Annotated in this window: 23 protein-coding genes; 21 read left to right on the forward strand and 2 right to left on the reverse strand. The window is 67.9% G+C overall.

What is annotated here, in order from left to right:
* Positions 1 to 44: 44 nt before the first annotated feature.
* Both ACWGIU_RS14010 and ACWGIU_RS14015 read right to left on the reverse strand, forming a co-directional pair.
* The gene (locus ACWGIU_RS14010; protein ID WP_453705529.1) at positions 45 to 1,361 is read right to left on the reverse strand and encodes a hypothetical protein; all 1,317 of its coding nucleotides are present in this window, start codon (positions 1,359 to 1,361) and stop codon (positions 45 to 47) included.
* 365 nt (positions 1,362 to 1,726) lie between these two features.
* Positions 1,727 to 2,251, reverse strand: coding sequence for a helix-turn-helix domain-containing protein (locus tag ACWGIU_RS14015; protein WP_453705531.1), 525 nt, complete (start codon positions 2,249 to 2,251; stop codon positions 1,727 to 1,729).
* Positions 2,252 to 2,474: 223 nt separating this feature from the next.
* Here ACWGIU_RS14015 and ACWGIU_RS14020 point away from each other — a divergent pair, with 223 nt between their 5' ends.
* The 21 genes from ACWGIU_RS14020 (at position 2,475) to ACWGIU_RS14120 (ending at position 12,598) form a co-directional block, all read left to right on the forward strand.
* A complete protein-coding gene (locus ACWGIU_RS14020) occupies positions 2,475 to 2,681 on the forward strand; it encodes a helix-turn-helix domain-containing protein (RefSeq protein WP_453705533.1) in 207 nt (68 codons plus the stop codon).
* Positions 2,678 to 2,941 (forward strand): hypothetical protein, encoded by a 264-nt coding sequence (locus ACWGIU_RS14025; protein ID WP_453705535.1) that lies wholly within the window; start codon positions 2,678 to 2,680, stop codon positions 2,939 to 2,941. The genes ACWGIU_RS14020 and ACWGIU_RS14025 overlap by 4 nt, the downstream gene beginning before the upstream one ends.
* Positions 2,942 to 3,041: 100 nt before the next feature.
* The gene (locus tag ACWGIU_RS14030; RefSeq protein WP_453705537.1) at positions 3,042 to 3,356 is read left to right on the forward strand and encodes a hypothetical protein; all 315 of its coding nucleotides are present in this window, start codon (positions 3,042 to 3,044) and stop codon (positions 3,354 to 3,356) included.
* Positions 3,349 to 3,750 carry a hypothetical protein gene (locus ACWGIU_RS14035; protein ID WP_453705539.1) on the forward strand — a complete coding sequence of 134 codons (402 nt, stop codon included), beginning with the start codon at positions 3,349 to 3,351 and terminating at the stop codon, positions 3,748 to 3,750. Before ACWGIU_RS14030 ends, ACWGIU_RS14035 begins: the two co-directional genes overlap by 8 nt.
* Positions 3,747 to 4,352 (forward strand): hypothetical protein, encoded by a 606-nt coding sequence (locus ACWGIU_RS14040; RefSeq protein WP_453705541.1) that lies wholly within the window; start codon positions 3,747 to 3,749, stop codon positions 4,350 to 4,352. The genes ACWGIU_RS14035 and ACWGIU_RS14040 overlap by 4 nt, the downstream gene beginning before the upstream one ends.
* Positions 4,349 to 4,537, forward strand: coding sequence for a hypothetical protein (locus ACWGIU_RS14045; protein WP_453705543.1), 189 nt, complete (start codon positions 4,349 to 4,351; stop codon positions 4,535 to 4,537). Before ACWGIU_RS14040 ends, ACWGIU_RS14045 begins: the two co-directional genes overlap by 4 nt.
* Positions 4,534 to 4,779, forward strand: a complete 246-nt coding sequence (locus ACWGIU_RS14050; RefSeq protein ID WP_453705545.1) for a hypothetical protein — start codon at positions 4,534 to 4,536, stop codon at positions 4,777 to 4,779. The genes ACWGIU_RS14045 and ACWGIU_RS14050 overlap by 4 nt, the downstream gene beginning before the upstream one ends.
* Before the next feature lie 87 nt (positions 4,780 to 4,866).
* Complete coding sequence (locus tag ACWGIU_RS14055) at positions 4,867 to 5,049, forward strand: hypothetical protein (protein ID WP_453705547.1); 183 nt, start codon at positions 4,867 to 4,869, stop codon at positions 5,047 to 5,049.
* On the forward strand, positions 5,039 to 5,209 hold the full coding sequence (locus ACWGIU_RS14060; RefSeq protein ID WP_453705549.1) for a hypothetical protein: 171 nt from the start codon (positions 5,039 to 5,041) through the stop codon (positions 5,207 to 5,209). Before ACWGIU_RS14055 ends, ACWGIU_RS14060 begins: the two co-directional genes overlap by 11 nt.
* Positions 5,206 to 5,538 carry a hypothetical protein gene (locus ACWGIU_RS14065; RefSeq protein ID WP_453705551.1) on the forward strand — a complete coding sequence of 111 codons (333 nt, stop codon included), beginning with the start codon at positions 5,206 to 5,208 and terminating at the stop codon, positions 5,536 to 5,538. Before ACWGIU_RS14060 ends, ACWGIU_RS14065 begins: the two co-directional genes overlap by 4 nt.
* On the forward strand, positions 5,535 to 5,933 hold the full coding sequence (locus tag ACWGIU_RS14070) for a hypothetical protein (RefSeq protein ID WP_453705553.1): 399 nt from the start codon (positions 5,535 to 5,537) through the stop codon (positions 5,931 to 5,933). The genes ACWGIU_RS14065 and ACWGIU_RS14070 overlap by 4 nt, the downstream gene beginning before the upstream one ends.
* Before the next feature lies 1 nt (position 5,934).
* Positions 5,935 to 6,324 (forward strand): hypothetical protein, encoded by a 390-nt coding sequence (locus ACWGIU_RS14075; RefSeq protein ID WP_453705555.1) that lies wholly within the window; start codon positions 5,935 to 5,937, stop codon positions 6,322 to 6,324.
* Between the two features lie 265 nt (positions 6,325 to 6,589).
* Complete coding sequence (locus tag ACWGIU_RS14080; RefSeq protein ID WP_453705557.1) at positions 6,590 to 7,411, forward strand: PD-(D/E)XK nuclease-like domain-containing protein; 822 nt, start codon at positions 6,590 to 6,592, stop codon at positions 7,409 to 7,411.
* An 8-nt stretch (positions 7,412 to 7,419) separates the two neighbouring features.
* On the forward strand, positions 7,420 to 8,391 hold the full coding sequence (locus ACWGIU_RS14085) for an AAA family ATPase (RefSeq protein WP_453705559.1): 972 nt from the start codon (positions 7,420 to 7,422) through the stop codon (positions 8,389 to 8,391).
* A gap of 71 nt (positions 8,392 to 8,462) precedes the next feature.
* On the forward strand, positions 8,463 to 8,795 hold the full coding sequence (locus ACWGIU_RS14090; RefSeq protein ID WP_453705561.1) for a hypothetical protein: 333 nt from the start codon (positions 8,463 to 8,465) through the stop codon (positions 8,793 to 8,795).
* Entirely contained in the window at positions 8,792 to 9,160 is a 369-nt protein-coding gene (locus tag ACWGIU_RS14095; RefSeq protein WP_453705562.1) for a hypothetical protein, read from the forward strand. The genes ACWGIU_RS14090 and ACWGIU_RS14095 overlap by 4 nt, the downstream gene beginning before the upstream one ends.
* Positions 9,157 to 9,435, forward strand: a complete 279-nt coding sequence (locus ACWGIU_RS14100) for a hypothetical protein (protein ID WP_453705564.1) — start codon at positions 9,157 to 9,159, stop codon at positions 9,433 to 9,435. Before ACWGIU_RS14095 ends, ACWGIU_RS14100 begins: the two co-directional genes overlap by 4 nt.
* Positions 9,432 to 10,148, forward strand: a complete 717-nt coding sequence (locus ACWGIU_RS14105) for a hypothetical protein (RefSeq protein WP_453705566.1) — start codon at positions 9,432 to 9,434, stop codon at positions 10,146 to 10,148. Before ACWGIU_RS14100 ends, ACWGIU_RS14105 begins: the two co-directional genes overlap by 4 nt.
* Positions 10,148 to 10,810 carry an SAM-dependent methyltransferase gene (locus ACWGIU_RS14110; protein ID WP_453705567.1) on the forward strand — a complete coding sequence of 221 codons (663 nt, stop codon included), beginning with the start codon at positions 10,148 to 10,150 and terminating at the stop codon, positions 10,808 to 10,810. Before ACWGIU_RS14105 ends, ACWGIU_RS14110 begins: the two co-directional genes overlap by 1 nt.
* A 199-nt stretch (positions 10,811 to 11,009) precedes the next feature.
* The gene (locus tag ACWGIU_RS14115) at positions 11,010 to 11,738 is read left to right on the forward strand and encodes a hypothetical protein (RefSeq protein WP_453705569.1); all 729 of its coding nucleotides are present in this window, start codon (positions 11,010 to 11,012) and stop codon (positions 11,736 to 11,738) included.
* On the forward strand, positions 11,735 to 12,598 hold the full coding sequence (locus ACWGIU_RS14120; protein ID WP_453705571.1) for a hypothetical protein: 864 nt from the start codon (positions 11,735 to 11,737) through the stop codon (positions 12,596 to 12,598). The genes ACWGIU_RS14115 and ACWGIU_RS14120 overlap by 4 nt, the downstream gene beginning before the upstream one ends.
* Positions 12,599 to 12,627: the final 29 nt, after the last annotated feature.

Below are 12,627 nucleotides of genomic sequence, written 5' to 3' on the forward strand. Positions count from 1 at the left end.
GGAGACCGGCGGCACACGAGTTCAGCTGCCCATTTGACCTGCGGTTAGGCCGCCTCTGCCTGATCTTCCTCGACCTCTTGGGAGATCTTTAGGAGATCAACTCGGTTCCACAGAGTCTTCAGGCCCAGCCTCGCCATCGCATCCCAGTAGATGCCCTCGAGGCCGTCCAAGCGCTCCTGCCGCATCGCCGGCGTCGGGTGCTGGTAGACGCCCTTGATTCCCTGCCTCCGATGTCCTGCCTGCTCGTGCGCCAGAGCGGGCCGGACGCCGATCTCATCCTGATAGGTGTCATGAGTGTGACGCAAGGCCCTCAAATCCAGGCCCGGCATGATCGGTTCCCACGCCGCCCGGAAGGACGCGCCCTGCCGCTTGGCGCGCTCTGGTCGCCCGTCGGCCGCCGGCCTCAGCTGGCGCGCCCAGTTGCCCGTCCACCACGGGCCGCCGTTCGGCTGGCAGAAGATGAACTCGTGCGGCCAGTCGTCGAGATGGTGCTGGAGCAAGCGGGCAAGGAACGGGGGCACGTCAATGTCCCGCGTTGAGCTCTCGTTCTTCAGCGGCTCCAGCACCTTCACGAGCCCGAGCTTCTTTCCGTTCTCGTCTCGCTTCGTGTACTCGGCGTACTCCTGGTGCACCCGAAGTACGGGACAGGTGAAGACCGCCCCGCGGTGAGACTGCTTCCTGACCGCCAGGACGTCGTCACGATGCAGCCCAAGCCCCTCGCCAAAGCGCAGCCCCGTGAAGGCGGTGGCAAGGACGTGCAGCCCCTTCGCCGGGCCAAGGCGCTGGGCGAGCCGGATCACGACCTCCGGCGGCGCCCACATCTCCTCGTGCTTCGTCTTCCGCTTGCGCTTCACCGCCTCGCTGCTCCCCTTCCCTGTACGGCGCCGCCCGAACAGGGGGTTGGTGGCAAGGTGCTTCGCGTCGACAGCGCCCGTCAGGATCGAGGACATCAGCGACAGCGCATGGTCGACCCGGGCATCCGACGCTGGGATCTGACCAGCCCAGGCATCAGCATCGAACCAGTTGACCTGCATGAGAGGCACGTGCTCCCACTTGGGAAGGATCACGTTCTCCAGAAGGTCCCACCACCCGTCGACCGTCTTGCCGCGGCGCCCGCCCTTCGCCTTCATCCACTCCCGGGCCCAGGCCCCGAAGTGCTTGCGGGCTAGCTCCGGGTCGAGCCAGCGGCCGGCTCGGATTGCGGCCTCCTGCTCCTCACCCCAGGCCTCGGCTGTCGCCTTGCTGGGGAAGCCAGGCTCACTCCCCCACGTTCCGTCCGGCTTCTTGTACCGGGCTCTCCAGGTGAACTGCTTCGTCTGCTTGCCACCGCGGACCTTGAAGACCTTCTCGGCGTAGGCCACTGCGCACCCCCGCTTGTCACGATCGTCATCCAGCAACTGATCTGAGTGGTGCCATCGGCGGCTCGCCAACTATGGACTGCAGCTGGTCACGCAGGCTGGCAAGCGCCAGGGCCACGAACCGAATGCCTGGATCAGTGAGCGAGCCGTCCTCGGCAAAGAGAGACACGTCGACAGACACCTCGTAGCCAGCGGGCACTCGCTCAGCGAGCACAAGCCCATCGTTCGGCAGGTCGTCGACCATGGCGATTTGAACACACATCGGCACCTCACTCGACCGATTGGTGGGCCCATCGCCAGCGTTCGTTCATGCAACCACACATTTGGGTCACGTGTGGAGAGCGGGGAGTAACTGAAGTGAGTTTCTGCTAGCCGTGGTTCGCGATGGGCGGCAAGCCGCTACGCCCGTCCTCGTCCAGAGATTGCAGGTGCCGCTTCGCCTTGCGCCAGGCTTCGACGTTGCGGCGCATCTCTTCGGGAGAGGCGTCCGGGTTGCCCTTCACGATGATGACCATGCGCGCGTCGCCGCCGAGCGGGATGACGGTGGCATCGACGAGCGGCCCGTCCTCCTCAAGTTCATCGACGATGACGAGAGGGAGGCGACTGCTCGGCGCGGCCAGCTCCTGGGATGCCTGCGCCGGCTCCGTATCGGCGGCACGCTTGCGGCGCTGCCCTCCGGCAAGGACACGGTCTACCGAGTCTTCGGTCCAGCCGAGCCGGCGCGCGAACGCACGGACTGTCGGCGTGGGCCGCTGGTACACGTGCCCGCGTTCGATCATTTGGATCGTGGATCGGCCAACGCCGAGGGCTTCGGCGAGGTCTTCCTGGCTCACGCCTTCGTGGAGCCGGTCGGCCTTCAGTGCCGCTCCGAGCTGATCCCAGTCCATGTCCATGCCCACATCATGCCTCAGAAGCATGCAACCAAGAAGCCTGCATTCCGAGCCTTGACCTGCGAGTTAGTGGCTGATTCAAGCACTTCGGGTTGCACTGCGCGCCCCGCATATGCCAACGCGCCCCCATCGGGAACCCTGGCACGCGATGTCATGCTCGAAATTAGAGCGTGAGATTCCAGCAGAGGGCTTGCAGAGTCCAGCAGAGTCCGCTTGAATTCTAAGCGTGAGACCGAACGGACAGGCAATCAAGGCCATCCGCAAGGCTCGAAAATTGAGCCTGCGCGCCCTCCAGGACATGACCGGGCTGAACCGGGGCTACCTCTCCCGCCTGGAGAGGGGCCTGATCCACCAGGCGGGAGAGCCCGTCCTGAAGGTCGCCGGCGCCCTCAACGTGGCACCGGAAGCCATAACCCACGAGGAGAAGCAGTGAACCGCAGGACGACGAAGGAGGCTCTCCCGGTCGCCTCGACCGAGGCCGAGCTCCGGCACTACACGCCGGAAAAGATCGAGGAACTGGGGCTGCTGCCGTTCAAGGCCAGCGTCATCCGCAAGAAGTGCCAGACCTACGAATGGCCGCACAACCGGGGCGCCGCCAAGATCTCGCTCAAGCTGGCGCATATCCGCGAGATCTCCGCCATGTACGACGTGCGCCCCGTCCGCGAGACGAAGGCCGTCGCGTCCGCCGCTTAGCGGCTATGCGGCCCCGACCGCCGGGCTACCACACACCGCCGGCCAGGGCCTCCCGATCCACCCCTCACCTGCACGCCTACATGCAAGGAGAAGAGGACCGATGTCGAACATCATCGCCGGTGATCCGGCTCCCACCAACCCCACCGACTCCCTGACGGCTGAGGCTCTGCTCGAGGTGATGGCCTTCCGCCTGGCTACTGGCACGGCGCTCGTCGAGCCGAACCAGTTCCGGGACGCTGTTGCCGCCTACCGCCGGCAGGTGCTGGCCGAGGCTTCCGTCATCGCCCTGGAGCTCCGCCAGTTCGAGAAGGCTTCCGGTGCCCGCGCCGGGGCCCAGGTCTCCGAGAACGTCGGGATCATCCGAGTCGCTGACGAGCTCATGCGTCTCGCGGACGGCGGTGAGTCCCGTGGCTGATCTCCTCCCCGTCGACACCGGCTCGCAGTCCGTGGCGGCGCTGAATCCGATCGCCCGCCTGGACGTGCCGACGCCCAAGGTCGTCATCGACACCTGGAACCTGGCCCACCCGATCGGTACCTGGGTCGTCGCTTACCCCGGTGCTCGTGGTCACCGCTCCCTGATCACCCAGACGCGCACCGCCGCGTTCCTGACCAGTAGCGGAAAGCCTGCCGTCTGCCTCAAGGGCTACGCCAGCTACATCGTCCTCACCCACGTTGACGCGATCACCGCGACGAAGGCCGGCGAGCTGCTGGAGCAGCGGCACCAGTTCCTTGACCTCGACGCCGACAGCACCTGCCCGTTCACCGGCGCCACCACCTACCCGTACCTGCGAGCCGGAGGCCAGTCGTGAGCGAGTACCCCGAGATCGCCGCCCGGTTCGCCGAGGACACAGCGAACCACCGGATGACCGTGCTGCACGAGGACGGCCTGTACCGACACCTTCGGTTCCGCCAGCCCCAGCACAACAGCTACTGGTTCGACCTGGTCACCTGGCCCGGAGTCCTGCACATCCGCGGGGACTACAGCCGGGATAGCTACACCTTCACCCGCGACGTCGACATGTTCGAGCTCTTCCGCGACAAGGGCGGGATCGACCCGCACTACTGGGGTCAGAAGCTCGACGGCGGCCGGGACTCCGTCAAGGAGTACTCGGAGGACGCGTTCAGGCAGACAGTTCAGGAATTGTTTGTGGGCGCCGTCCGCTACAACGGCGTACCTGCCGGCCTGGGCAAGGCTCTCCGGGCGAACCTGCTCGACTACGACCTGAGCGACGAGACCGAGGCCCGAGGCCTGCTGGACGGGTTCGAGTTCAAGGGCTTCCGGTTCAGGGACACGTGGGAGTTCACGTTCGCCGACTGGGACTGGTCGTTCCTGTGGGCCTGCCACGCGATCCGCTGGGGCATCGGCCAGTACGACGCCGCGAAGGCCGCCCCGAAGGCGATGGCGTCGTGACCGCCCTGCTGCCCCAGCTTGCGGATCAGGAGACGGCCGCGCTGGTCGACGTCGAGACCGAGTTCGCCCGCCGGGCCGCCGGCATCAAGCCCTGGTCGATCGCCGAGTACCTCGACGCGATCGAGGACGTGCACACCCGCTTCAACCGGTTCCGGCACTTTCAGCAGAAGCAGGTGGCGGCGTGAGCTCCGACCTGCTGGACCCTCGGCTCGAACTGATGGCGATGCCGCCGCAGGAGGAAGCCCTCCGCGAGGTCGAGCGTCGTGACGCCGCCTCCTGCATCGCCCGGCACGCCCGGGACGAGAAGGACCGCGCCCTACTGCTGGCCGCGTTGGGCCTCGCCGACCCGGACTACGCCGACTCGCTCGACGACGGTCTCACCGAGACCTACGCCGAGTTCGAAGGCAAGACGGGCGGCCACCTGTGACGCGCCTCCTCCTCAAGCTCGCCGCGGCGACCGCCGCCTCACTCCTGCTCATCGCCCTCGGGCGCCGCATCCAGACCGGAGGCCGAAGTGCCTGAGCCCATCCGCATCGACATGAGCGACAAGGACAGCAACTTCGGCGAGACGTTCATGCAGGCCCTCCTCACCGGACGGCCGCTGGTCATGTTCGACAGCGCTCATCCCGAGGCTGGCGAGGTCGGTATGGGGCTGGACCTGGGTGTCGCCGAGGGCGGTGCCTCCGATGGCCGCTGACATCAGCCTGCGACTGGCCTGGCAGTACGACCGGGCAGCAGCCGCCGAGGCAGAGGTCGCCCGGCTCCAGGAGGTGCTCGCCGACCGGGACCGTGAGATCGCCGAGCTGAAGGCCGACGAGCCCACCCTCGACGACGACCAGCCGGGAGCCCCCCAGTGAGCAACGACTACCTGACTCCCGTATGGGAGACGTCGTTCGGGCTTCAGACGGAATGCCCCCGCTGCGAGTGGAGCGCTCCGGTCAACGAGAAGACGGGATGTATCTCCGACTTCCACTTCACGGAGAACGGAATCCTCTGCTTCTTCGCTGGCCGCCCCCTCACGGCAGAGGCCGCGATCGCTCGCGACAACCGCCTGAACCCTGCGGAGCAGCGTGTGATCGACCGGCTGTGGCAGTGGCATCTGAGCTGCAAGGGCTATGACCGGATCACAGGTGAGCCCTGCTATCACCCCATCTGCAAGGACCCGCTGCTGGCGGTGCCGCGATGAGCCTGCTCGACATAGCCCGCCAGCACGGCCGGCACCGGCGTCTCAGCTCCTCCGAGGTCGCGGCCCTCCACCGGCAGAAGGATGCCGCGACGGTCGCCGCGATCAGGTACGCGACCGAGGCGACCGAACTCCAGCTGCAGCTCGACGCCGCGGGGATCCGAATCTCCGGTCTCCTCGAAGACCTGCGGGTGGAACGGGAGGAAGGCAGCCGGCTGAAAGCAGCGCTGGCCAACGCCACCTCCCTCTCCGTCGACTGCGGTACCCGGGACATCTGGCCGGGTGAGGAGCCGACACACCCGATCGACGTCAGCGAAATCCGGGCCCGATACGGCTCCACCGATCCCGCGGCCTACGTGCCGATGCAGCTGGCCCCTGAGGCCGAGAAGGAGGCCTGAAATGACCGTCCGACCGCCGCTCGTCGGCGCCGCCCTCTGGACCGCCGTGATGAAGAACGCTCAGGACCGCTGTGAATGCCTGGGCGCCTGCGGCAAGAAGCACGACCCTGAGCGCACCCGCAAGCAACAGCGTTGCGACGTCCGAAACGGGGATCACGTCAGCAAGGTCGGACTGATCGTCCTGATCGCGATGCCGCGGGATCCGATCAACGAGGGCGACTTCGCGACCGCGGCCCAGCTGCCGGCCAAGCGCCTGGCCGCGATGTGCAGGCCCTGTCACGACGCGGTGCTGAGCAAGATCAGGCGGGCCGCGAAGAAGCTCGCCCCCGCCGGCGACCTCTTCGACGTCGAGGAGTTCCGCGTCGCACCGCCGACGGCCGGAGCCGCCTAAGAACCGCCGGGCCGGCGGATGATACCGGCCTCCGAGCCCGGCCACCAACCGCCCAGACCGGCCGTGGAGCGCATCCGTAGCGCTCCGGCCACGGGCCAGCCCCCACCTCCCCCCGCAGGGGGCTGGCCCGACCCATCCCTGAGAGGACCGACATGGCCCCGCGACGCTGCATCAACGACAGCTGCCAGGACGAGAACGGACCCTTCGTTCCGACTCCCGACGGCGACATGTGCGAGGGCTGCTACGAAGCCCAGGACGTGGACGAATGACCGACGCCGCCGAGATCGAGCCGGGCCTGTACGACATCCCCGCCGAGCTCTACCACTCCGACCCGGTCCCCGGCGGCAGCCTCTCTTCGACCGGCGCCAAGACCCTCGCCGACTGCCCCGCCCGCTTCAAGTGGCAGCTCGACAACCCGCAGCCCCACAAGCCCGAGTTCGAGTTCGGCACCGCGGCCCACACCGTGGTGCTCGGCAACGGTCCAGAACTGGTGGTGGTCAACGAGGAGAAGTGGAACACCAACGCCGCCAAGGCGAAGGTGAAGGCCATACGGGAAGCCGGCGGGGTCCCGCTCAAGCAGGCCGACTACCAGCGGATCTGCGACATGGCGGAAGTCCTGGCCGCGGACCCGGAGGCGTCGGAGATCCTCACCCCCGGGTCCGGCCTCGCCGAACAGTCGATCTTCTGGCCGGACGGTCCGATCTGGTGGCGCAGCCGCTTCGACTGGCTCCGCCCCGACCTCATCGCCGACTACAAGACCACCCAGTCCGTCCACCCGGACAAGCTCAGCAAGACCGTCCACGAGCTCCGCTACACGATCCAGGAGCACATTTACCGGCGCGGCGCCGTCGAGCTCGGCCTGATCCCCGACGGCGGCGCCTTCAAGTTCATCTTCCAGGAGAAGCAGCCCCCGTACCTCGTCCAGGTCGCCGAACTCGACCCGGTCGCCCGGTACGCCGGCCAGCGCGACACCCACCTTGCCGCCAGCCGGTACCTCTACGGCCGCGAGACCGGGCACTGGCCCGCCTACAGCGAGACCTCCACCGTCATCGGGCTGCCGCCCTACATCGAGCGCCAGTACGCCTAGGAGCCACCGTGTCCGAACTTCCCCCGCCCGTCCGCACCGGCCGGGCACCGCAGCAGCAGACCAACGAGTACGACGACGGGCCCTACGAGTTCCGGCCCGCCACGAAGGACGGCCACAAGGCCCGCCTGTCCATCCAGGGCCCGTCCGGCTCCGGCAAGACCTGGACCGGACTGAAGATCGCCGCCGGCTTCGCGGAAGGTCGACGTTTCGCAGTCATCGACACCGAACGCGGAGCGGCTTCCCTCTACCTCGACGACATCAGGACCCCGTTCGACACGCTGCCGATGCACAACTACAACCCCCGCAATCTGATCAAGGCACTGGCCGCCGCCACGCACGCCGGCTATCCGGTCGTGATGGTCGATTCCCTCACCCACTTCTGGAAGGGGTCCGAAGGCACCCTCGATCAGGTTGAGAAGTTCGCCAAGGACAAGTTCGGCGGCAACACCTTCGCCGGATGGAAGCCAGCGGGCGATCTGCAGAACGACATGATCGAAGCGCTCATGACCTACCCCGGACACGTCGTCGGCACGATGCGCGCGTCACGCAAGTGGGCTCTGGAGCGCGGCCGAAAGGACCCGGTCGACATGGGAATCCAGGCCGAGCAGCGCAAGGGCATCGAGTACGAGTTCGGCGTCGCCGCCGAGATGAACAAGGAGAACCAGCTCCGGTTCATCAAGTCCCGATGCCCTGCCTTCCGGGGCTTGGAGATCGACCAGCCCGACGGCGGCGTCGACATCGCCAAGCCGTACTTGGACTGGCTGCGAGCGGGGGCCAAGGAGATCGACACCTCCGCGTGGGTCGACGCCGCCGGTTCGCTTGAGGCAACACCGGCCGGCCTCCTCGCCCTGTACCGCGAGGTCGAAGCGGCCAGCGCGCTCGCCACTCCACTGATGCATCCGGAGACCGGACAGCCGACCAGCCTCGGCGACTACATCCGGACCCGCGGCATCGCCCTCAAGGCGGCCGCCCAGCAGTAGACGCACTCGGGCGGCCTCGCCCGAATCGAGGCCGCCCACCCCAAGCAGAGCAGATCCGGAAGGACATCGCCATGGACGCGAAGCCCCTGCAGCCCTTCGAAGCCTACTGCGACCACTGCCACCAGCAGCGGCCCCTCTTCCTCTACGAACCCGACCACAACTGCCACCTCCTGCCCGTCGCCTGCCGCTGGTGCGACCGCGAGAAGCAGTCCCTCCTCTGCACCCGCTGCTGGGACGCCGAGAAGCAGCTCGAGGACCGGACCCCCGCCACACCGGAAGAGCAGTCCATCGGCAGCTTCCTCAACGCGGTCACCGCACGCAGCAGGGACTACGACGCCCAGGTAGCCGACGACCGGGCCGCCTGCGAGGGCATCGCCAAGGCCAGCGAGGAGAACGCGTCATGACCCGTCGCCTCACCGTCGCCGAACGCCACGCCGCAGCCGAGAAGGACCTGCTGCTGGAAGAGATAGCCGACCAGTCGTCCTGGGACCAGTTCCTCGTCGAGCAGGCAATCTTCGCCACCATCCGCGCCTACGGCACCGCCTCCGCCAACGACTTCCGCGACCTGCTGCCGCCGCTCAGCCACGGATTCCTCGGCGCCGCCATCAACGCGATGCGGACCGGCGGCCTCATCCAGCACACCGGGCAGGTCGTCCCGTCCACCCTTGACAGCACCCACGGGCATCGCCTGGCCGTCTGGCAGTTCACCGACAAGGGCATCGCCGTCGCCACCCGCAGCAAGGCGGCACGACGGAGCGCAGCCGCATGAACGCCTCCGAAACCGTGTGGACGTGCATCGGCATCGCGGTCGGCCTCCTCCTCATCGCCACCTACGGCTGGGACGCCTGGCACAAGCGCTACGGCCGCTTCCAGCGCACCGCCCGACAGGCCGCCCGCACCCGTCAAGTCGCGGCCGACGTCGCCAAAGTCCGGGCCGCCCGCACCGCCGCCGTCGAAACCCAGCCCGGCGACCCGTACAGCGACGACCGCATCGCAGCCGAACTGATCTTCATCCCGCAGCAGAGGACGGAGGACCACCGATGAGCTCCAACCCCGCCAAGGGCGCACTGATCCCCGCGGCTCCGGTCGCGCGCCACATCCGCAACCTCATGGCAGCCGGCGTCTCGGTCGTGAAGCTCAGCGAGGCCAGCGGCGTCAGCAGGTCCATCATCAGCGGACTCCTCTACCGCCTCTCGGCGACGCGCCCCCGCGCCACCAAGATCCGAGAAGCCAACGCGAGGGCCATCCTCGACGTCCAGCCCAATGACGTCGTCGCCGGCCGCATCGACTCCACCGGTACCAAGCGACGGATCCAGGCACTCGTAGCCCTCGGCTGGCCTCTGCTCTACATCGGACCCCGCATCAGCTGCCACCCCTACTACGTCACCACCATCCTCAAGCAGGACCGGGTGTACGCCCGGACCGCGCACGCCGTAGCTGCCGCCTACGACGAGATGTGGAACGCCGACCCCGTCGCCGCAGGAGTCCCCCCCTACCGGGCGAGCTACTGCCGCAACCGGGCCAGCGCGGACGGATGGCCACCGCCGGCCGCATGGGACGACGACCTCATCGACGACCCGGCAGCCCAGCCGGAGCGGCCCGACGAGATGGGCCGCAGCGAGCTCGCCGCCTACCGCCGTCAGGAAATCGCACACCTGGCCTCCTTCGGGATCCCCGACCACGACATCGCCGCCCGGCTCGGCATCAGCGACAGCACCGTCCAGCAGCAGATCCGAGACATGCGAAAGGCCGCCTGATGAAGCCCATCCTTCTGGATCTGTACTGCTGTCAGGGCGGCGCGACCGCCGGCTATCAGCAGGCCGGGTTCCACGTCATCGGCGTCGACCTCGAAGACCAGCCCCGCTACATCGGCGACGAGTTCTGGCAGTCCGACACCCTCGGCTACCTGACCGTCCACATGGACTGGATCAAGGCGAACGTGGCGTTCATCCACGCCTCCCCGCCCTGCCAGCGGTACTCCCGCGCCCAGAAAATCCAGCAGCGGGAACACCCCGACCTGATCGCCCCAACCCGGGAACTCCTCGACGAAACCGGCCTCCCCTGGGTCATCGAGAACGTCGAGGAAGCCCGGCCAGAGCTGAAAGACCCGGTGATGCTGTGCGGCGCCGCGTTCGGGATGCGGACGTACCGGCACCGCCTGTTCGAGACCGGCGGCTGGACCCTCACCCCGCCCGAACACCCCGCCCACACCGCGCCCCTCACCAAGATGGGCCGGCCGCGGCGCCCAGGCGAGATGGCCCACTACGTCGGCAACTTCTCCGGCGTCCAGGAAGCCCGCGACGACATGCAGATGCCCTGGGCATCCCGCGACGGACTCCGCGAATGCATCCCGCCTGCCTACGCCCGCTACGTCGCCGAACAGTGGCTCACCGGCACCCGCACCACCGCCGCGGCCTAGCCGACCACCACCCGCACCAGCCAGAGAGGCCGCCGTGCGCCGCCTGCAGACAGTCCCCGACGAGCCCGACCCGCCGCCACGTCCGATCGAAGCAACACCCGACTGGCCGCCCATCGCCATCCCCGGCCGCCCCGGCTGGTGGCGCCACTGCATCGACGGCCAGCAGGTCGACCTACCCAACCCGTGAAAGGAGCAGCAAGTGAACGAGATCCTCAATGTCGACGAGCAGACCGACCTTGCTCGGCTCGAAGGCGTCATCGAGCGCGGCATGAACACGTTCGTCGAAGTTGGCAACGCGCTCGCCGCCATCCAGGAACGAAAGCTGTACCGGTCGGAACACGGGACCTTCGAGGCGTATTGCCGCGAGCGGTGGGGCTTCAGTCGGGCACGGGCGTATCAACTCACCGCTGCGGCTTCGGCGGTGTCAACAATTGTAGACAGCGGAGAGATGGCCCCGGCCAACGAAGGGCAGGCCCGCGAACTCGCCCGAGTTCCCCAGCCGGAACGCGTCGACGTCTGGCGCGAGACGGTCGAACGCACCGGTGGCCAGCCGACGGCAGCCGCCGTCCGCGAGACCTACGCCGCCCGCACGGCCGAGGTCATCGACGCCGAGGTCGTCGACGACGGCGACCTCCTCGCTGGCGATGACTGGCGCCAGCCCGAGGGCCCCGGCTTCGAAGCCGCCGTAACCCCGCCTCCAGCCCCGCCCCGCGCCCCCGACCGGCAGCCCCGCCTGGACGTCGCCCGCACGGTCCTTTCGGCCCTCACCGAACTTCGCCAGACCAGCGAGGCCCTGCAGGCCCTCACGCCCGCACACCTTGCCCGTCAAGACGAAGAGACGCGCCGCATCTGGGCGGCGCGCCTCAACACCGAACTGGAAGCCCTGCACGGCTTCCACAACGCCCTCACCAAGGAGAGCTCCAAGTGAACGACAACATCGTTGCCTTCAACCTCGACAAGTACAACCTGCCCGAGGTCACCATCGAGCTCGTCGACGTCACCCCGGAACTTGCCCGCCTGTGGCTCCTCCGCAACATCAAGAACCGCAACGTGCGTAAGGGCATGGTCGCCCAGTACGGCCGGGACATGCGAGCCGGCGAATGGACGATCAACGGATCCACCATCGTGTTCTCCGCCGACGGTGCCCTCATCGACGGCCAGCACCGCCTCACCGCCATCGCCGAACACGAATGGCCCGACGCCTCGTTCCCGCTGCTCATCGTTCGCGGGGTCGTCGACAAAGCCAAGCGGACCATCGACGGGGGCGCCAAGCGCACCATGGGCGACCGGCTCAGCATCGATGACATCGGCAGCAACACCAGCGTCCTCGCTGCCCTGCTGCGCCGGGCCCACATGTGGGACCGCGGCAGCTATGTCAACGCAGGCGGTGCGTCCCCGAGCCCGGCGGAAATGTACGCCTATCTCGACAGCAACCCCGGCATCCAGTGGTCGGCAGAGTTCGCTGTCGCCGCCCGCCGTCGGATCCTCGCCCCGTCCTCGGTCGTGGCCATCGCCCACTGGGTGACCTCCAGGGCCAGCGGCGGCGACGCGAAGTGGTTCTTCGACCACCTGATCAAGCCCGTCGGCCTGCCGGACGGACACCCCATCTGGGCGCTGAACAAGAAGCTGACCGCCGAGGCGACCCAGCGGACCGGCAGGGCCAACGAGACCGACGTCCTGGCCTCTTTCGTCATCACCTGGAACCACGTCCGGGCAGGCCGCAGCGTCTCGAAGATCCAGATGCCCAAGGGCGGGCTGAAGAACAGCAACTTCCCGCTCCCCAGGTAGCAGCACGGCGGGGCCGGCATGCCCGGCCC

This window comes from Streptomyces sp. NPDC054840, assembly GCF_053611065.1.